Source organism: Pseudomonas sp. ATCC 13867 (assembly GCF_000349845.1).
Classification (GTDB): domain Bacteria; phylum Pseudomonadota; class Gammaproteobacteria; order Pseudomonadales; family Pseudomonadaceae; genus Pseudomonas.
Window position 1 is genome coordinate 5,049,306 of sequence record NC_020829.1, and the last position, 18,287, is coordinate 5,067,592.

12 protein-coding genes are annotated in these 18,287 nt (G+C 65.3%); 7 read left to right on the forward strand and 5 right to left on the reverse strand.

The features are described from left to right. Positions 1–58: 58 nt before the first annotated feature. From selO to H681_RS22660, 5 genes are all read left to right on the forward strand, one after another. A complete protein-coding gene (gene selO, locus H681_RS22640; RefSeq protein ID WP_015479224.1) occupies positions 59–1,519 on the forward strand; it encodes a protein adenylyltransferase SelO in 1,461 nt (486 codons plus the stop codon). Positions 1,520–1,633: 114 nt separating this feature from the next. Continuing rightward, positions 1,634–2,911 carry a bifunctional O-acetylhomoserine aminocarboxypropyltransferase/cysteine synthase gene (locus H681_RS22645; protein WP_015479225.1) on the forward strand — a complete coding sequence of 426 codons (1,278 nt, stop codon included), beginning with the start codon at positions 1,634–1,636 and terminating at the stop codon, positions 2,909–2,911. Positions 2,912–3,455: 544 nt separating this feature from the next. Then, positions 3,456–3,890: a thioredoxin TrxC gene (gene trxC / locus H681_RS22650; protein ID WP_015479226.1), complete on the forward strand. Its 435-nt coding sequence runs from the start codon at positions 3,456–3,458 to the stop codon at positions 3,888–3,890. Between the two features lie 103 nt (positions 3,891–3,993). Continuing rightward, entirely contained in the window at positions 3,994–4,437 is a 444-nt protein-coding gene (locus H681_RS22655; RefSeq protein ID WP_015479227.1) for a YiiD C-terminal domain-containing protein, read from the forward strand. A 77-nt stretch (positions 4,438–4,514) separates the two neighbouring features. After that, positions 4,515–5,321 carry a universal stress protein gene (locus tag H681_RS22660; RefSeq protein ID WP_015479228.1) on the forward strand — a complete coding sequence of 269 codons (807 nt, stop codon included), beginning with the start codon at positions 4,515–4,517 and terminating at the stop codon, positions 5,319–5,321. A gap of 52 nt (positions 5,322–5,373) precedes the next feature. Here H681_RS22660 and H681_RS22665 read toward each other — a convergent pair whose 3' ends face one another. Beyond that, the gene (locus tag H681_RS22665) at positions 5,374–6,141 is read right to left on the reverse strand and encodes a ParA family protein (RefSeq protein ID WP_015479229.1); all 768 of its coding nucleotides are present in this window, start codon (positions 6,139–6,141) and stop codon (positions 5,374–5,376) included. Between the two features lie 80 nt (positions 6,142–6,221). Continuing rightward, positions 6,222–7,130 carry a LysR family transcriptional regulator gene (locus H681_RS22670; RefSeq protein ID WP_015479230.1) on the reverse strand — a complete coding sequence of 303 codons (909 nt, stop codon included), beginning with the start codon at positions 7,128–7,130 and terminating at the stop codon, positions 6,222–6,224. Positions 7,131–7,581: 451 nt separating this feature from the next. Here H681_RS22670 and H681_RS22675 point away from each other — a divergent pair, with 451 nt between their 5' ends. After that, positions 7,582–8,850 carry an MFS transporter gene (locus H681_RS22675; protein WP_015479231.1) on the forward strand — a complete coding sequence of 423 codons (1,269 nt, stop codon included), beginning with the start codon at positions 7,582–7,584 and terminating at the stop codon, positions 8,848–8,850. A 243-nt stretch (positions 8,851–9,093) separates the two neighbouring features. Then, positions 9,094–10,485, forward strand: a complete 1,392-nt coding sequence (gabP, locus tag H681_RS22680) for a GABA permease (protein WP_041712223.1) — start codon at positions 9,094–9,096, stop codon at positions 10,483–10,485. A gap of 602 nt (positions 10,486–11,087) precedes the next feature. Here the strand turns inward: gabP and hemE are convergent. The 3 genes from hemE to gltB all read right to left on the reverse strand — a co-directional run bounded on the left by hemE (position 11,088) and on the right by gltB (position 18,238). After that, the gene (gene hemE, locus H681_RS22685) at positions 11,088–12,152 is read right to left on the reverse strand and encodes a uroporphyrinogen decarboxylase (protein ID WP_015479233.1); all 1,065 of its coding nucleotides are present in this window, start codon (positions 12,150–12,152) and stop codon (positions 11,088–11,090) included. Between the two features lie 194 nt (positions 12,153–12,346). Beyond that, positions 12,347–13,765 (reverse strand): FAD-dependent oxidoreductase, encoded by a 1,419-nt coding sequence (locus H681_RS22690; protein WP_015479234.1) that lies wholly within the window; start codon positions 13,763–13,765, stop codon positions 12,347–12,349. Between the two features lie 27 nt (positions 13,766–13,792). Further along, entirely contained in the window at positions 13,793–18,238 is a 4,446-nt protein-coding gene (gltB, locus tag H681_RS22695; RefSeq protein ID WP_015479235.1) for a glutamate synthase large subunit, read from the reverse strand. Positions 18,239–18,287 lie beyond the last annotated feature (49 nt).

Here is an 18,287-nt window from a genome sequence, read left to right on the forward strand (position 1 = left end):
GGGTGGACGCCTTCGGACAAGTCCGAGCACAATGCTCGGACTTGTCCGGAGTTAGATTGTGAAAAAGCTCGACCAACTGACCTTCGATAACCGCTTCGCCCGCCTGGGCGATGTCTTCTCCACCGAAGTCCTGCCCGACCCCATCGCCGACCCGCGCCTGGTCATCGCCAGCCCCTCGGCCATGAGGCTGCTCGACCTCGCCCCGAGCGAAGCGGACGACCCGGTGTTCGCGGAAATCTTCGCCGGCCACAAACTGTGGGACGCCGCCGAACCCCGGGCGATGGTCTACTCCGGCCATCAATTCGGCGCCTACAACCCGCGCCTGGGCGATGGCCGCGGCCTGCTGCTGGGCGAAGTGGTGAACGACGCCGGCGAGCACTGGGACTTGCACCTAAAGGGCGCCGGGCAGACGCCCTACTCGCGCATGGGCGATGGCCGCGCGGTGCTGCGTTCGTCGATCCGCGAGTTTCTCGCCAGCGAATACCTCGCCGCCCTCGGCATCCCCAGCAGCCGCGCCCTGTGCGTCACCGGCTCCAGCACCACGGTGTGGCGCGAGACCAAGGAAACCGGCGCCATGCTGCTGCGCCTGGCGCCCAGCCACGTGCGCTTCGGCCACTTCGAGTACTTCTACTACACCAAGCAGGAAGAACACCTGCGCACCCTCGGCGAGTTCGTCCTCGACGCCTACTACCCGCAGTGCCTGGCCGACGAAAAACCCTACCTCGCGTTCTTCCGCGAAGTGGTCGAGCGCAACGCCGAGATGATCGCCCTCTGGCAGGCCTATGGCTTCTGCCACGGCGTGATGAACACCGACAACATGTCGATCCTCGGCATCACCTTCGACTACGGCCCCTATGCCTTCCTCGACGACTTCGATGCCAACCACATCTGCAACCACTCCGACGACGCCGGCCGCTATGCCTTCAGCAACCAGGTGCCCATCGCCCACTGGAACCTCGCCGCGCTCGGCCAGGCGCTGACGCCCTTCGTCGAAGTGGACGACCTGCGCGCCACGCTGGACCTGTTCCTGCCGCTCTACCAGGCGCACTACCTGGACCTGATGCGCCGCCGCCTCGGCCTCACCCGCGCCGAAGACGGCGACCTGGAGCGGGTACAGCGCCTGCTGCAGACCATGCAGAAGGGTGCGGTGGACTACTCGCTGTTCTTCCGCCGCCTCGGCGAACAGGCACCGGAGCAGGCGCTGGCCGTGGTCCGCGCGGACTTCGTCGACCTCGCCGGTTTCGACGCCTGGGCCGCCGAGTACCGCGCCCGCGTCGAGCGCGAAGGCGGCAGCCAGGAAGACCGCCGCACCCGCATGCATGCGGTCAACCCGCTCTACGTGCTGCGCAACTACCTCGCCCAGGAAGCCATCAGCGCCGCCGAGCAAGGCGATTTCAGCGTGGTACGGCGGCTGCACGAAGTGCTCAGCAAACCCTTCGAAGAGCAGCCCGACGCCGAGGTCTTCACCCGGCGCCCGCCGGACTGGGGCCGTCACTTGGAGATCAGCTGCTCGTCTTGAGCGGCTCAGCGAAAAGCGATCTAGCGGCGCCCGCCCTGCATTGCTCCCGGTCATTGACCGGAGCCGGCCGCCGCTCGCATCCTCGGGCCTTTCTGCCAACAGGATGCTCGAACAATGAAACTGGAAACCCTGGCCATCCACGCCGGCTACAGCCCCGACCCGACCACCAAGGCCGTAGCCGTGCCGATCTACCAGACCACCTCCTACGCCTTCGACGACACCCAGCACGGCGCCGACCTGTTCGACCTCAAGGTCGCCGGCAACATCTACACGCGCATCATGAACCCCACCAACGCGGTGCTGGAGGAGCGCGTGGCGGCACTGGAAGGCGGCGTCGGCGCGCTGGCCGTGGCCTCGGGCATGGCCGCCATCACCTACGCCATCCAGACCGTGGCCGAAGCCGGCGACAACATTGTCTCGGTGGCCAAGCTCTACGGCGGCACCTACAACCTGTTCGCCCATACCCTGCCGCGCTTCGGCATCCAGACCCGCTTCGCGCCCCATGACGACATCACCGCCCTCGAAGCCCTGATCGACGAGCGCACCAAAGCGGTGTTCTGCGAATCCATCGGCAACCCGGCGGGCAACATCGTCGACCTCCAGGCCCTGGCCGACGCCGCGCATCGCCACGGCGTGCCGCTGATCGTCGACAATACCGTCGCCACGCCAATCCTCTGCCGACCCTTCGAGCACGGCGCCGACATCGTGGTCCATGCCCTGACCAAATACATCGGCGGCCACGGCACCAGCATCGGCGGCATGGTCGTGGACTCCGGCAAATTCCCCTGGGCCGAGAACAAGGCGCGCTTCCCGCTGCTCAACACGCCGGATGCGTCCTACCACGGCGTCACCTACACCGAAGCCTTCGGCCCCGCGGCCTTCATCGGCCGCTGCCGCGTGGTGCCGCTGCGCAACACCGGCGCCGCGCTCTCCCCGTTCAACGCCTTCCTCATCCTGCAGGGCCTGGAAACCCTGGCGCTGCGCATGGAGCGCCATTGCGACAACGCCCTGAAGGTCGCGCAGTACCTCAAGCAGCACCCGCAGGTGAGCTGGGTGAAGTACGCGGGGCTGCCGGATCACCCTGAACACCCCCTGGCCCAGCGCTACATGGGCGGCCAGCCGGCATCGATCCTCTCCTTCGGCATCAAGGGTGGGCAGGAGGCCGGTGCGCGCTTCATCGACGCGCTGAAGCTGGTGGTGCGCCTGGTCAACATCGGCGATGCCAAGTCCCTGGCCTGCCACCCGGCCTCCACCACCCACCGCCAGCTCAACGACGAGGAACTGGAGAAGGCCGGCGTGCCGCGCGACATGGTGCGCCTGTCCATCGGCATCGAGCACATCGACGACATCCTCGCCGACCTCGCCCAGTCGCTGCAGGCCTCCGAGGGCTGATGACCAGCGGCGCGCGCCGGCAGCGTGGATGTTTTCGCAGGATGGCGTGGAGCGAAGCGACACCCATCGCGGCGGATAACGCTACGCGTTATTCGCCCTACGGACTGTGAGCGGTTGCTTTTCGTAGGAGCGAGCTTGCTCGCGAACAGAATTATCCAGCCGCATCGGTTCTGGACGGTTCGCGAGCAAGGACTGGGCGTCCCCCTCGGTCCTACAGGTTGTCGGCAAACACCTGTGCTTTCCTGTCCGCGTAAATTCCGCCGCGCTGGATTTCGCGGACAAGCTCCGCTTGTATGGCATTGGGGTAGGAACCTGTCGGGGGCCGGATGATGAGGCAAGACCTTTTGGGGTATTGGCCAAAATAGACTCGCCCGAAGGGGCGAGACAAAAGCCATCCAACTCGAATAGCGAGCCCCCATAGACGCCAGAACCATGCCGGGTGGCATATCCCGCGGATCAGTCGACCGAAGAACCGGATGCTCCTCGCAGTTGATTATTCACAAGCAAGCCTCCACCTTGGCCTCATAGCCTCTGGAGCCCCAGCATGTCCGATTCCCTGATCATCCCCTGCCCGAACTGCAACGGTCTCAACCGCGTCCCCGCCGAGCGCCTGGGCGATGCGCCGCGCTGCGGCCGCTGCCAGTCGGCGGTCATCGTCGACCATCCCTTCGAGCTGAATGAAGCCAGCTTCGCCGCCCAGGCCAAGGGCGACCTGCCGCTGCTGGTGGACGTCTGGGCCGACTGGTGCGGCCCGTGCAAGGCCTTCGCGCCGGTGTTCGAGCAGGCCGCCGCACGCCTGTCAGGCAAGGTGCGCCTGGCCAAGCTGGACAGCGACGCCAACCCGAACCTCTCCACACGCCTGGGCATCCGCTCGATTCCCAGCCTGATCCTGCTGCGCAACGGCCAGGAAGTCGCGCGCCAGAGCGGCGCCATGCCACTGCCACAGTTGCTGGACTGGCTATCGCGCAACGGTATCTGAAGCCTCGCCCCTGAGCGTTCCGGTCAATCCGCGCGGTCATTGCCAGGCCGCGCGGCGCAGCTAACCTTGGGCAGACGACAAACAGGCGAACCGGAGCGCACCCATGCCTTATCCCGAAGAGTTCATCCGTCAGCTCACCGAAGAACACATCGCCTTCGTCAAGCGCACCGGCCTCAAGGCCGAAGTGCTGGAGCCGGGCCACGTGCGCCTGCGCATGCCGCTCAAGGGCAACGAGAACCACATCCACAACATGTACGCCGGCGCCTTGTTCACCGTGGCGGAACTGCCCGGTGGCATCCTGATGCTGACCAGCTTCGATGCGCGGCACTACTACCCCATCGTCAAGGAAGCCGGCCTGCGCTTCCTGCGCCCCGCCGCCAGCGACATCACCGTCGACGCCTGGCTCAGCGAGGAAGAAATCCAGCGCATCGCCGAAGAGGCGACCCACAACGGCAAGTCCGACTTCGTCCTCGACCTGCAACTCAAGGATAAAGACGGCACCGTCGTTGCCGAGAGCCACGCCATCTATCAGTTGCGCAGCCGCTGACGACAAGCCGTTGCCTTGTATCAAGGTGAAATTTCCTACGTGGCGCGACAGTGGATGCGCCACAGAGGGAAGCCACCATGTACAGGAACCTGCTCGTCGCCCACGACCTCAGCGTAGAAGCGGACATCGCGGTACGCCGCGCCGCCCAACTGGCCCGCCAGCACGGTGCGCACGTCACCTTGCTGCATGTGATCGAGGAGTATTTCCCCGACCGCATGATGGACACCGTCCGTGAGGCTGCCGAGGTCGCGCTGCGCGACGCCGCGGTGGCCAACGCCATCGCCGACTATCAGTTGCTGATCCGCCAGGGCCGCGCCGCGACCACCGTTACCCAGGCGGCGCAGGAGCTCAAGACCGACCTGCTGCTGATCGGTGCGCATCACCAGCAACTACTTGAGCGTTTCGACGGCACCACCCTGGAGCGCATCGCCCGCCATTGCCGCACGCCGATCCTGCTGGCAGTGGACGAGTCCGCCGTGCCCTACGCCAGGGCGCTGGCCGGCCTGGACCTGTCCCTGTGCGCCTGCCAGGCCTGGCGTGCCGGTTACCGGCTGCTGCCGACCGACGCCGCGCTGCTGGCGCTCAACGCCTATCAGCCAGGCAAGACCGACCGCGCCGACGAACATCTGGAAACCCAGCGCGCGCTGCTGCGCCAGACGCTACAGGACGAGCGCACGCAGTTGCCGGCCGAAGGGCCGCAGTTGCTCTGTGCGGTGCAACCGGGAAACTTCCAGCAGGCGCTGGAAACCGCCCTGAAGGAATGGATGCCGGACCTGCTGGTCCTCGGCAGCCGCAGCCGGGGCGCCATCGAGCAGGCCATGCTCGGCAGCTCGACCCGCTATTTCCTGCGCCGACCACCGTGCGACATCCTCATTTCGCAATGAGGCGGCACTGCGCACGCTCCCGGGCCGGAAGCGCCGCTCGACCGTCAGGACATCAGGCTTCCAGCAGGTTGTGCAGCTCGACGAACTGCTGGGTCAGCTTGTGCCGCGGCTCCAGGAAGATCAGCGGAGTGCACGCCTGGTGCGACTCGCGCATCTTCACCGAGCTCATCAGGTAGACCGGCAGCACCGGCAGTTCCTCCTCGACCAGTTCATCCAGCAACTGCTGCGGCAGGGTGGCACGCGGCTGGAACTGGTTGACCACGATGCCTTCGACTTCCAGGTCTTCGTTGTGGTCTTCCTTCAGTTCCTCGATCTCCTGCAGCAGCCCGTACAGCGCCTGGCGGGAAAAACTGTCGCAATCGAAGGGAATCAGGCAGCGATCGGCGGCTATCAGAGCCGAAACCGTGTAGAAGTTCAGCGCCGGCGGGGTATCCAGGTAGATCCGATCGTAGTCGTCGGCCAGTTCGTCCAGCAGTTTGCGCAGCTTGTTGATCTTGTGCTTCTGCTCGAGCTTGGGCTGCAGGTCGGCCAGTTCCGGGCTCGCGGTGACGATATGCAGGTTGTCGAACGGAGTTTCGTAGATATCGACCTTGCCCTTGCGGCTGAAGGGGCCGGACGCGAGGGTCTGCTTGAAGAAATCGGCGATTCCCACCGGCAGGTCCTCGCCGGTCAGGCCGGTGAGGTAGTGGGTCGAGTTGGCCTGGGCATCCAGGTCCACCAGCAGCGTGCGATACCCCTCCGCCGCGCTGACCGCCGCCAGGTTGCAAGCGATGCTCGACTTGCCCACTCCACCTTTCTGATTGAACACCACGCGCCGCATGAGCCTGCCTCCGGAAGCCATTCGAGTGCTCCGGATTCTATGCAATGCCCATGACAACGGCGAGCCCTCCGTCGAACGGTTCAGCCATCCGCGCGCAAGGCGGCTACCTCGCGGGTCAGCAGGTCGATGAAGGACTGCGCCAGCGGCGAGCGTTCGTCGCGCCGGCGCACCAGCCAGACCGAGCTGGTCGCCCCCGGATCGAGCAGCGTGCGGTAGACCACACCGTCCACCCGCGTACGGCGGAACGAGGCCGGCAGCATGCTGACGCCCAGCCCGGCGGCCACCAGGCCGATGATGGTCATCGCCTCGCCGGCCTCCTGGGCGATGCGCGGGCTGAAGCCGGCCTGCCGCGACAGGGCGAGCAACTGGGCGTAGAGGCCGGTGCCGTAGTTGCGGGGGAAGAACACGAAAGGCTCGTCTGCCAGCGCGGCGATCTCCAGGCCGTCCTGGCTGGACTCGGCCAGCGGGTGGTCGGCGCGCAGCACCGCCACCAGCGGCTCGCTGAACAGCTCCACCGCCTCCAGGGTCTCCGGCAGCGGCACCGGCCGGATCAGGCCAACCTGTACACGCTCCTCCAGCAACGCCTGGACGGCCTGGCCGCTGCTCAGTTCCTGCAGATCCAGGTGGACATCCGGATAGGCCTGGCGGAAGGCCAGGATGCTGCGCGGAAGGGTCGAGGTGAAGGGGGCGGAGGCAGTGAAGCCGATCTTCAGTTCGCCGAGTTCGCCCTGGTGCGCCCGGCGCGCCAGCAGCACCGCACGATCGACCTGCTGCAGCACCAGCCGCGTCTCGGCGAGGAACAGTTGCCCCGCCTCGGTGAGCGCCACGCGGCGGTTGGTACGCTCCAGCAGGCGCGCACCGATCTCTTCTTCCAGCGCCTGGATCTGCTGGCTCAGCGGCGGCTGGGAAATCCCCAGTTGCTCGGCGGCGCGCCCGAAGTGCAGCTCTTCGGCCACGGCGATGAAGTAACGCAGGTGTCGCAGTTCCATGAAGCCCTCGCTGAAGTGTCGGCACTCAGTAGGAGCGGACTCTGTCCGCGATCGGCTGGGTGCCGTGCGGTTCGCGAGCAGGCTCGCTCCTACAAGGAGCACCGCCGCCGAACTGCAGGAGCGAGCTTGCTCGCGAACCTGTTCAAGCAGCGTGACTCCGTCAGTGATTCGTAAAACGAATCAAACGTGTCGATTAATATATTGGAAATAATAAAGCCCGCTCCTTATCCTTTCCACACAAGCCCAATAACGACTACCAACCTGCTCCTTGCCTGGCCGCGCGGGCCCTTGCCGCCACTCCAGGCGCTCTGCTGTCGCCTATCCGAGGTGTGTCGTGAGTCAACCTGCCCTGCGGGCTTTGCGGGAAGAACCTTCCATTGCGGCCAAGCCGGCTGTCGTACAAGAGCCATCGGCCGCGAACGATCCAGCCGACCTGTCGCCTGGTCTACTGATGGGCGCGCGCGAAGCCAACGGCGACATGGCGCGCGTCGTCGAAGAGATCGAAACCTACATCGAGAAAGGCACCCCGGAATTCATGCGCACGTCGCTTGCGCTGTTCTCCGGCGGCTTCGCTACCTTCGCCCTGCTCTACTGCGTGCAGCCGATGATGCCGGTGCTGTCCAAAGCCTTCAGCCTGACCGCCGCGCAGAGCAGCCTGGTGCTGTCGATCTCGACCATCACCATGGCGTTCGGCCTGTTGGTCACCGGGCCGATCTCCGACGCCATCGGGCGCAAGTCGATCATGGTCGCCTCGCTGATCCTCGCCGCCCTGTTCACCCTCGGCAGCGCGGTGATGCCGACCTGGCACGGCGTCCTGCTGATGCGCGCGCTGCTCGGCCTGGCTCTCAGCGGCCTGGCGGCGGTGGGGATGACCTACCTCGCCGAGGAAATCCACCCGCAGCACATCGGCCTGTCCATGGGGCTGTACATCGGCGGCAACGCCATCGGTGGCATGAGCGGCCGGCTGATCAGCGGCGTGCTGGTGGACTACGTGAACTGGCATGTGGCGCTGGCCACGCTGGGTGTGCTCGCCCTGGCCGCAGCGTTGCTGTTCTGGCGCATCCTCCCCGAGTCGAGGAACTTCCGCCCGGCGCCGCTCAGACCGCGCCAGTTGGCCGAAGGCTTCCGCGGCCATCTCCGTGATGCCGGCCTGCCCTGGCTGTTCCTCGTGGGCTTCCTGCTGATGGGCGCCTTCGTCACCCTGTTCAATTACATCGGCTACCGTCTGCTGGCCGATCCGTATCACTTGAGCCAGGCACTGGTCGGCGTGCTGTCGGTGGTCTACCTGTCGGGCATCTACAGCTCGGCGTGGGTCGGCTCCCTGGCGGATCGCCTGGGCCGGCGCAAGGTGCTCTGGGCGATGATCGCGCTGATGCTCGGCGGCGTGCTGGTCACCCTGTTGCAACCGCTGGCCCTGGTACTGGTCGGCCTGCTGGTGTTCACCTTCGGCTTCTTCGGCGCGCATTCGGTGGCCAGCAGCTGGATCGGCCGTCGTGCCCTGAAGGCCAAGGGCCAGGCGTCGTCGCTGTACCTGTTCTGCTACTACACCGGCTCCAGCGTCGCCGGCACCGCTGGCGGCCTGTTCTGGCACCAGTACGGCTGGAACGGCGTGGGCCTGTTCATCGCCAGCCTGCTGGGCATCGGCCTGCTGGTGGCCCTGCACCTGGCGCGCCTGCCAGTGTTACCGCGCGACCTGCCTGCGCTCAACAAGGCTGGGTAGTTTCTACACACAAGATAATCTGCATGCCTAAAAACGACATGGAACGGTCGTACAAAGACATTTATCTCAGATCCGACAGCGCCTGCCAGGCGGGCGTTGTGGGATAAATTCCCAACCTACGACTTAAGTCGTAACAGAATGTGGCGCGATCCTTGCGTTCATTATGTCGAACGACTTGTTGGAATCCTGAAACGGACCTCGACTCCCGCAGTACGCAATTCCCTCCGTAGTTGTAGGTAAAGCATGAGCAGCACCCCCTCTTCCGGGCTCTCCCAGGGCCTGCAAAATCGTCACGTCACGATGCTTTCGATCGCCGGTGCCATTGGCGCGGGCCTGTTCGTCGGTTCCGGCCACGCCATCGCCGAGGCCGGCCCGGCCGTCATGGTTTCCTATCTGATCGCCGGCCTGCTGGTGGTGCTGGTGATGCGCATGCTGGCCGAAATGGCCGTCGCGCAGCCGGACAGCGGCTCCTTCTCCACCTACGCCGATCGCGCCATCGGCCACTGGGCCGGTTTCACCATCGGCTGGCTGTACTGGTGGTTCTGGGTCCTGGTGATCCCGCTGGAAGCCAACGCCGCCGCCGCGATCATCCACGCCTGGTTCCCCGGCGCACCGATCTGGATCCTGGCCTTCGTGATCACCTCCGCGCTGACCGTGACCAACCTGTTCAGCGTGAAGAACTACGGTGAGTTCGAATTCTGGCTGGCGCTGATCAAGGTCGTCTCGATCATCGCCTTCCTGGTGCTGGGCTGCGCCGCCATCTTCGGCTTCTCGCCCAACAGCGAAGTCTCCGGCATCGGCCACCTGACCAGCGAAGGCTTCCTGCCCAAGGGCTGGGGCGCCGTGCTCGCCGCGCTGCTGACCACCATGTTCTCCTTCATGGGCTCGGAAATCGTCACCATCGCCGCCACCGAGTCCAAGGACCCGGAGCAGCAGATCACCCGCGCCACCAACTCGGTGATCTGGCGTATCGCGCTGTTCTACCTGCTATCGATCCTGATCGTGGTCTGCCTGGTACCGTGGAACGACCCGCGCCTGGTGAGCATGGGCTCCTACCAGACCGTGCTGGAACACCTGCACATCCCGTATGCCAAGCTGATCGTCGACATCATCGTGCTGGTCTCGGTGACCAGTTGCCTGAACTCGGCGCTCTACACCGCCTCGCGCATGATGTACTCCCTGAGCAAGCGTGGCGACGCACCGAAGATCGCCCAGGTGACCAGCGCCAGCCGCACCCCGGTCTACGCCGTGCTGCTGTCCACCGCCATGGCCTTCCTCTGCACCTTCGCCAACTACCTGGCCCCGGCCGAAGTGTTCAACTTCCTGCTGGCCAGCTCCGGCGCCATCGCTCTGCTGGTGTACCTGGTGATCGCCCTGTCGCAGCTGCGCATGCGCAAGAAGCTGCTCGCCCAGGGCCACCAGTTGAAGCTGAAGATGTGGCTGTTCCCGTGGCTGACGTGGGCGGTGATCCTGTTCATCGTCGGCGCCCTGGTGATCATGCTGATCCGTCCGGACCACCGCATGGAAGTGGTCGCCACCACCCTGCTGACCGTCGTGGTGGTCTGCTCCGGCCTGCTGGTGTCCAACCGCCGCAAGTCCCAGCGCGCCGCCGGGCTGGTGGGCGACGCTGCGTGATGCACTCTGATGGGGCTTGAGGCTCTTTGAGGGAATGAGCCCCGCTGCAGAGCGGGGCTTTTTTCATTGCGTCGTGGAGCACCGTGCCGTGCGGTTCGCGAGCAAGGACTGGGCGTCCCCCTCGGTCCTACGAAGAGCCGATGCTCCGCTCTGGCTCTTAAGGTCTGCCAGAGAAATATCCGCGCACGCCGAATGCCCCGTTCAGGAGGCCTCGTTGAAGCGGAGTTTCAGGGGTTGAGCGACATGGATGTCGCGAGAGCTGCGATGGGCCAGGGATGGCCCTTCGCAGCGTGCCCCTGAAACTCCGCTTCAACGAGGGTATTTTTCGCCCCAAGCGAAAAACCGGATGTCCGGGGCAAGACCTTTGGTTACTTTGGGGCGTTTGCCAAAGTAACTCGCCCGAGGGGGCGAAACTCAGAGTCCACGCGCACGCCGAAGCGGCGCAGAAACTCCCAAGCCAACGCAGCAAACCTGCAACACCAGAGCAACAGAAAGCACCGGCCCTGCTGGCCGGTCGCGGGCATGGCCCGCTCCTACAGGGAGCTCGCTGGCGGATACAAAAAAGCCCCGCGGATGCGGGGCTTTTCAGTGAAACGTCAGGCTCAGTGATACCGTGCCGACAGTTCGTGCACCGCCTCGAAGAAGGCGCCGGCATGGGCCGGGTCGACTTCAGGGGTAATGCCATGACCGAGGTTGAACACGTGGCCATCGCCATTACCGAAGGCGCCGAGGATGCGTGCCACCTCGGCACGGATGGCTTCCGGCTTGGCGTAGAGCACCGACGGGTCCATGTTGCCTTGCAGGGCGACCTTGTCGCCGACGCGGGCACGGGCGCTGCCGATATCGCAGGTCCAGTCCAGGCCGAGGGCCTCGGCGCCAGTGTCGGCCATCGATTCCAGCCACAGCCCGCCGCCCTTGGTGAAGAGGATCACCGGCACACGGCGCCCTTCGTGTTCGCGGATCAGGCCGTCGACGATCTTCTGCATGTAGGCCAGGGAGAACTCCTGGTACGCCGCCGCCGATAGGCTGCCGCCCCACGAGTCGAAGATCTGCACCGCCTGGGCGCCCGCCAGGATCTGGCCGTTCAGGTAGCTGGTGACCGACTGCGCCAGCTTGTCCAGCAGCGCGTGCATGGCCTGCGGATTGTCGTAGAGCATCGCCTTGGTCTTGCGGAAGTCGCGGCTGGAGCCGCCTTCGACCATGTAGGTGGCCAGGGTCCAGGGACTGCCGGAGAAACCGATCAGCGGCACGCGACCGTTCAGTTCGCGGCGGATGGTGCGCACGGCGTCCATCACGTAACCCAGGTCCTTCTCCGGATCGGGGATCGGCAGGGCATCGATGTCGGCCTGGGTGGTCACGACCTTCTTGAAACGCGGGCCTTCGCCGGTCTCGAAGAACAGGCCCTGGCCCATGGCGTCGGGGATGGTGAGGATGTCGGAGAAGAGGATCGCCGCGTCCAGCTGCGGGTAACGGTCCAGCGGCTGCAGGGTCACCTCGCAGGCCAGCTGCGGGTTCATGCACAGGCTCATGAAGTCACCGGCCTTGGCGCGGGTCGCGCGGTATTCCGGCAGGTAGCGGCCGGCCTGGCGCATCATCCAGACGGGGGTGACATCGACGGGCTGCTTGAGCAGGGCGCGGAGGAAGCGATCGTTCTTCAAGGCAGTCATAACGGCATCCGGCAAAAAAGTGCGGGTATTTTCGCAAAGCCCAAAAGAAAAGGCACGGCGGGTGCCGTGCCTTTTGTCCATCGCGGCATTCTGCCGCAGTGGTTTTAGTTCTTTGTAGGAGCGAGCTTGCTCGCGAACAAGGCCCCGCTGTGGGCTCAGGGTTCGCGAGCAAGCTCGCTCCTACATATCCAGGCTTAGACGCCGAGGTAGTCGAGGATGCCTTCGGCGGCGGTACGGCCCTCGAAGATCGCGGTCACCACCAGGTCGGAACCGCGGACCATGTCGCCACCGGCGAAGATCTTCGGGTTGCTGGTCTGGTGCTTGAACTGCGCGGCGGCCGGGGCGATGACGCGGCCCTGGCTGTCGATTTCCACCTGGTGCTGGTCGAACCACGGAGCCGGGCTCGGGCGGAAGCCGAAGGCGATCAGCACGGCTTCCGCCGGAATGATCTCCTCGGAACCCGGGATCGGCTCGGGGCTGCGACGGCCACGGGCGTCCGGTTCGCCGAGACGGGTCTCGACCACCTTCACGCCTTCCACCTTGTCCTCGCCGACGATGGCGATGGGCTGGCGGTTGAAGAGGAATTTCACGCCTTCTTCCTTGGCGTTCTTCACCTCTTTGCGCGAGCCGGGCATGTTCTCTTCGTCACGGCGGTAGGCGCAGGTCACGCTCTTGGCGCCCTGGCGAATGGAGGTGCGGTTGCAGTCCATCGCGGTGTCGCCACCGCCCAGTACCACGACGCGCTTGCCCTTCATGTCGACGAAGTCTTCCGGCGACTTCTCGAAGCCCAGGTTGCGGTTCACGTTGGCGATCAGGAAGTCCAGCGCATCGTGCACGCCGGGCAGGTCCTCGCCGGGGAAGCCGCCTTTCATGTAGGTGTAGGTGCCCATGCCCATGAACACGGCATCGTACTCATCGAGCAGTTGCTCCAGGGTGACATCCTTGCCGATCTCGGTGTTCAGGCGGAACTCGATGCCCATGCCGGTGAAGACTTCGCGACGGCGCGAGAGCACCTGCTTCTCCAGCTTGAACTCGGGGATGCCGAAGGTCAGCAGGCCGCCGATTTCCGGGTTCCTGTCGAACACCACCGGGGTCACGCCGTTGCGCACCAGTACGTCGGCGCAGCCAAGGCCCGCCGGGCCCGCACCGATCACGGCGACGCGCTTGCCGGTGGGTTTGACCTTGGACATGTCCGGGCGCCAGCCCATGGCGAAGGCGGTGTCGGTGATGTACTTCTCCACCGAGCCGATGGTGACCGCGCCGAAGCCGTCGTTGAGGGTGCAGGCGCCTTCGCACAGGCGGTCCTGCGGGCACACCCGGCCGCAGACTTCCGGCAGGGTGTTGGTCTGGTGGGACAGCTCGGCGGCGGCGAGGATGTTGCCTTCGGAAACCAGCTTCAACCAGTTGGGGATGAAGTTGTGTACCGGGCACTTCCACTCGCAGTAAGGGTTACCGCAGCCCAGGCAACGGTGGGCCTGGTCAGCCGCCTGCTGCGGCTTGAACAGGTCGTAGATTTCCACGAACTCGCGCTTGCGCTGGCGAAGAAGCTTCTTCTTCGGATCCTTGCGCCCGACTTCGATGAACTGGAAGTCATTGTTAAGACGTTCAGACATTTTCAGACCTCATCAAACTTCAGGCGCTTATTGCGGGTTGGCACGAGTGCTGGTCAGCAGGGAACCCAGGCTTGCGGCCTTCGGTTTCACCAGCCAGAACCGACGCAGGTAGTCGTCGAGGTTCTCCAGCAGATGTGCGCCCCACTCGCTCGCCGTTTCCGCCACGTACTCGACCAGCACCTTGCGCAGATGGTTGCGCTGGGCTTCCATCGCTTCGCCGCTGATCCGCTGGATTTCCACCAGCTCATGGTTCACGCGGTCGACGAAGGTGTTGTCCATGTCGAGGACATAAGCGAAGCCGCCGGTCATGCCGGAGCCGAAGTTGTAGCCGGTCTTGCCCAGTACGCAGATGAAGCCGCCGGTCATGTATTCGCAGCAGTGGTCACCGGTGCCTTCCACCACGGCGTGGGCGCCGGAGTTGCGCACGCCGAAACGCTCGCCCGCGGTGCCGGCGGCGAACAGCTTGCCGCCGGTGGCGCCGTACAGGCAGGTGTTGCCGACGATGGCCGACTCCTGCGACTTGAACGGGCTGCCCTTGGGCGGGGTGACGACCAGCTTGCCGCCGGTCATGCCCTTGCCCACGTAGTCGTTGGCGTCGCCTTCCAGGTACAGGTGCAGGCCGCCGGCGTTCCACACGCCGAAGCTCTGCCCCGCGGTGCCCTTGAAGCGGAAGGTGATCGGCGACTTGGCCATGCCCTGGTTGCCGTGGACCTTGGCGATCTCGCCGGAAATCCGCGCGCCGATGGAACGGTCGCAGTTGCAGATATCCAGTTCGTATTCGCCGCCCTTGGCGCCTTCGATGGCGGCACGCGACAGCTCGATCATCTTCTCGGCCAGCAGGCCCTGGTCGAACGGCGGGTTCTTCTCGACTTCGCAGAACTGCGGCTTCTCGGCCGGGATCAGGTCGCTGCCCAGCAGCGGCGTGAGGTCGAGGTTGCCCTGCTTGGGCGTCTCGCCCGGCAGGATTTCCAGCAGGTCGGTGCGGCCGATCAGTTCTTCCAGGCTGCGCACGCCGAGCTTGGCCAGCCACTCACGGGTTTCGCTGGCGATGAAGGTGAAGAAGTTCACCACCATGTCCACGGTGCCGATGAAATGGTCCTTGCGCAGCTTGTCGTTCTGGGTGGCGACGCCGGTGGCGCAGTTGTTCAGGTGGCAGATGCGCAGGTACTTGCAGCCCAGGGCGATCATCGGCGCGGTGCCGAAGCCGAAGCTCTCGGCGCCGAGGATGGCCGCCTTGATGACGTCCAGGCCGGTCTTCAGGCCGCCGTCGGTCTGTACCCGGACCTTGCCGCGCAGGTCGTTGCCGCGCAGGGTCTGGTGCGCCTCGGCGAGGCCCAGCTCCCACGGGGAACCGGCGTACTTGATGGAGGTGATCGGCGAGGCGCCGGTACCGCCGTCATAGCCGGAGATGGTGATCAGGTCGGCATAGGCCTTGGCCACGCCGGCGGCGATGGTGCCCACGCCCGGCTCGGAGACCAGCTTCACCGAGACCAGCGCCTGCGGGTTGACCTGCTTGAGGTCGAAGATCAGCTGGGCGAGGTCTTCGATGGAGTAGATGTCGTGGTGCGGCGGCGGCGAGATCAGGGTCACGCCGGGCACCGCGTAGCGCAGGCGGGCGATCAGGCCGTTGACCTTGCCGCCGGGCAGCTGGCCGCCCTCGCCGGGCTTGGCGCCCTGGGCCACCTTGATCTGCAGGACTTCGGCGTTGACCAGGTATTCCGGGGTCACACCGAAGCGGCCGGTGGCCACCTGCTTGATCTTCGAGCTTTTCAGCGTGCCGTAGCGCGCCGGGTCTTCGCCACCCTCACCGGAGTTGGAGCGGCCGCCCAGGCGGTTCATGGCCTCGGCCAGCGCTTCATGGGCCTCCGGCGACAGCGCGCCGAGGGAGATACCGGCGGCGTCGAAGCGTTTGAAGATGGACTCCAGCGGCTCGATCTCGTCCAGGCTCAGCGGCTGCTCGACGGTTTTCACCTTGAGCAGGTCGCGCAGCATCGAGACCGGACGCTGGTCGACCAGCGCGGTGTATTCCTTGAACCTGGCGTAGTCGCCCTGCTGCACGGCGGCCTGCAGGGTGTTGACCACGTCCGGGTTGTAGGCGTGGTACTCGCCGCCGTAGACGAACTTCAGCAGGCCACCCTGCTGGATCGCCTTGCGGTTGTTCCAGGCTTCATTGGCCAGCAGCTTCTGCTCGTTCTCGATATCGAGGAAGCGCGCGCCCTGGATACGGCTCGGGGTGCCCGGGAAGCACAGGCCGGTGACTTCGTCGGACAGGCCGATGGCTTCGAACAGCTGGGCGCCACGGTAGGAGGCGATGGTGGAGATGCCCATCTTCGAGAGGATCTTCAGCATCCCCTTGGAGATGCCCTTGCGGTAGTACTTGAAGACCTCGTAGAGGTCGCCCAGCACTTCGCCGGTGCGGATCAGGTCGGCCAGCACCTCGTAGGCGAGGAACGGGTAGACCGCGGACGCACCGAAGCCCACCAGCACCGCGAAGTGGTGCGGGTCACGGGCGGTGGCGGTTTCCACCAGGATGTTGGAATCGCAGCGCAGACCGGTCTGCACCAGGCGATGGTGCACGGCGCCGACGGCCAGGGCCGCATGCACCGGCAGCTTGCCGGGGGCGATGTGACGGTCGGACAGCACCAGCAGCACCTTGCCGGCGCGCACGGCTTCCTCGGCCTGGTCGGCGATGTTGCGCACGGCCGCCTCGAGGCCGACGGACTCGTCGTAGTTCAGATCGATGTGGTGCAGGTCGAAGCCCGGACGCTCCAGGTTCATCAGGGTCCGCCACTTGGCCGGGGAGATCACCGGGGTGGTCAGGATCGCCTGGTTGGCGTGGTGCGGGGACTCTTCGAAGATGTTCTGCTCTATCCCTAAGCAGGTTTCCAGGGACATCACGATCGCTTCGCGCAGCGGGTCGATCGGCGGGTTGGTGACCTGCGCGAAGACCTGGCGGAAGTAGTCGTAGGGCGAGCGGATGCGCTTGGACAGCACCGCCATCGGGGTGTCGTCGCCCATCGAGCCGACCGCTTCCTGGCCCTGCTCGGCGAGCGGGCGCAGCACCTGGTCACGCTCCTCGAAGGTGACCTGGAACATCTTCATGTATTGCTTGAGCTGGTCGCCGTCGTAGCTGGCCACGCCCTGGTCGTCGTCCAGGGTGGCCTGGATGCGCAGCGCGCTCTGGCGCAGCCACTGCTTGTACGGGTGGCGCGACTTCAGACGGTTATCGATGTCCTCGGTCTGCAGCAACTGGCCGGTCTCGGTGTCCACCGCGAGGATCTGGCCCGGACCGACGCGGCCCTTGGCGATGACGTCCTCTGGCTTGTAGTCCCACACGCCGATTTCCGAGGCGAGGGTGATGTAGCCGTTCTTGGTGGTCACCCAGCGCGAGGGACGCAGGCCGTTGCGGTCGAGCAGGCAGACGGCGTAGCGGCCGTCGGTCAGCACGACGCCGGCGGGGCCGTCCCACGGCTCCATGTGCAGCGAGTTGAATTCGTAGAACGCGCGCAGGTCGGCGTCCATGGTCTCGACGTTCTGCCAGGCCGGCGGAATGATCATGCGCAGGCCACGGAACATGTCCATGCCGCCAGTGACCATCAGCTCAAGCATGTTGTCCATGCTGGAGGAGTCCGAACCCACGCGGTTGACCAGCGGGCCGAGCTCGTCCAGGTCCGGCATCCACTCGTTGGCGAACTTGGCGCGACGGGCCTGGGCCCAGTTGCGGTTGCCGGTGATGGTGTTGATCTCGCCGTTGTGCGCCAGCAGGCGGAACGGCTGGGCCAGCGGCCATTTCGGCAGGGTGTTGGTCGAGAAGCGTTGGTGGAAGACGCAGATGGCGGTCTTCAGGCGCTCGTCGGAGAGGTCCGGATAGAAGGCGGCGAGGTCCGCCGGCATCATCAGGCCCTTATAGATGATGGTCTTGTGCGAGAAGCTGCAGATGTAGTGGTCGGCGTCCTCGGCGTTGGCCACGGAGGAGCGGCGACGGGAGCTGAACAGCTTGACCGCGAATTCCTGGTCGGACAGGCCTTCACCGCCGATGAACACCTGCTCGATCTGCGGCAGGCGCTCCAGCGCCAGGCGACCCAGGACGCTGGTATCGATCGGCACCTTGCGCCAGCCGACCAGCGTAAGGCCGGCGCGCTCGATCTCGCGATTCATGTTCGCGCGGGCGGCTTCGGCTTTCACCGGGTCCTGGTTGAAGAACACCATGCCCACGGCATATTGGCCGGGCAGCTCGACGCCAAAGGACTCCTTGGCCACGGCACGCAGGAACTGGTCGGGCTTCTGGATCAGCAGCCCACAGCCGTCCCCGGTTTTTCCGTCCGCGTTGATCCCACCTCGGTGGGTCATGCAGGTCAGTGCTTCGATGGCGGTTTGCAGAAGTTCGTGGCTTGCCTCGCCCGTCATATGGGCGATCAGACCGAATCCGCAGTTATCCTTGAACGTCTCAGGATGGTACAGACCTGCTTTCATAGGGAACTCTCACCGGCAAAACTTTTTAAATTTCCAGGGGCTGTTGACG

What these genes read in the sequence shown, in the direction of transcription:
- H681_RS22645 (WP_015479225.1), top strand. Translation starts at nt 1,634, where the DNA reads ATGAAACTGGAAACCCTGGCCATCCACGCCGGCTACAGCCCCGACCCG.
- H681_RS22690 (WP_015479234.1), bottom strand. Translation starts at nt 13,765, where the DNA reads ATGTCTGAACGTCTTAACAATGACTTCCAGTTCATCGAAGTCGGGCGC.
- gltB (WP_015479235.1), bottom strand. Translation starts at nt 18,238, where the DNA reads ATGAAAGCAGGTCTGTACCATCCTGAGACGTTCAAGGATAACTGCGGA.
- H681_RS22655 (WP_015479227.1), top strand. Translation starts at nt 3,994, where the DNA reads ATGCCTTATCCCGAAGAGTTCATCCGTCAGCTCACCGAAGAACACATC.
- H681_RS22665 (WP_015479229.1), bottom strand. Translation starts at nt 6,141, where the DNA reads ATGCGGCGCGTGGTGTTCAATCAGAAAGGTGGAGTGGGCAAGTCGAGC.
- H681_RS22670 (WP_015479230.1), bottom strand. Translation starts at nt 7,130, where the DNA reads ATGGAACTGCGACACCTGCGTTACTTCATCGCCGTGGCCGAAGAGCTG.
- H681_RS22675 (WP_015479231.1), top strand. Translation starts at nt 7,582, where the DNA reads ATGGGCGCGCGCGAAGCCAACGGCGACATGGCGCGCGTCGTCGAAGAG.
- gabP (WP_041712223.1), top strand. Translation starts at nt 9,094, where the DNA reads ATGAGCAGCACCCCCTCTTCCGGGCTCTCCCAGGGCCTGCAAAATCGT.
- hemE (WP_015479233.1), bottom strand. Translation starts at nt 12,152, where the DNA reads ATGACTGCCTTGAAGAACGATCGCTTCCTCCGCGCCCTGCTCAAGCAG.
- H681_RS22660 (WP_015479228.1), top strand. Translation starts at nt 4,515, where the DNA reads ATGTACAGGAACCTGCTCGTCGCCCACGACCTCAGCGTAGAAGCGGAC.
- trxC (WP_015479226.1), top strand. Translation starts at nt 3,456, where the DNA reads ATGTCCGATTCCCTGATCATCCCCTGCCCGAACTGCAACGGTCTCAAC.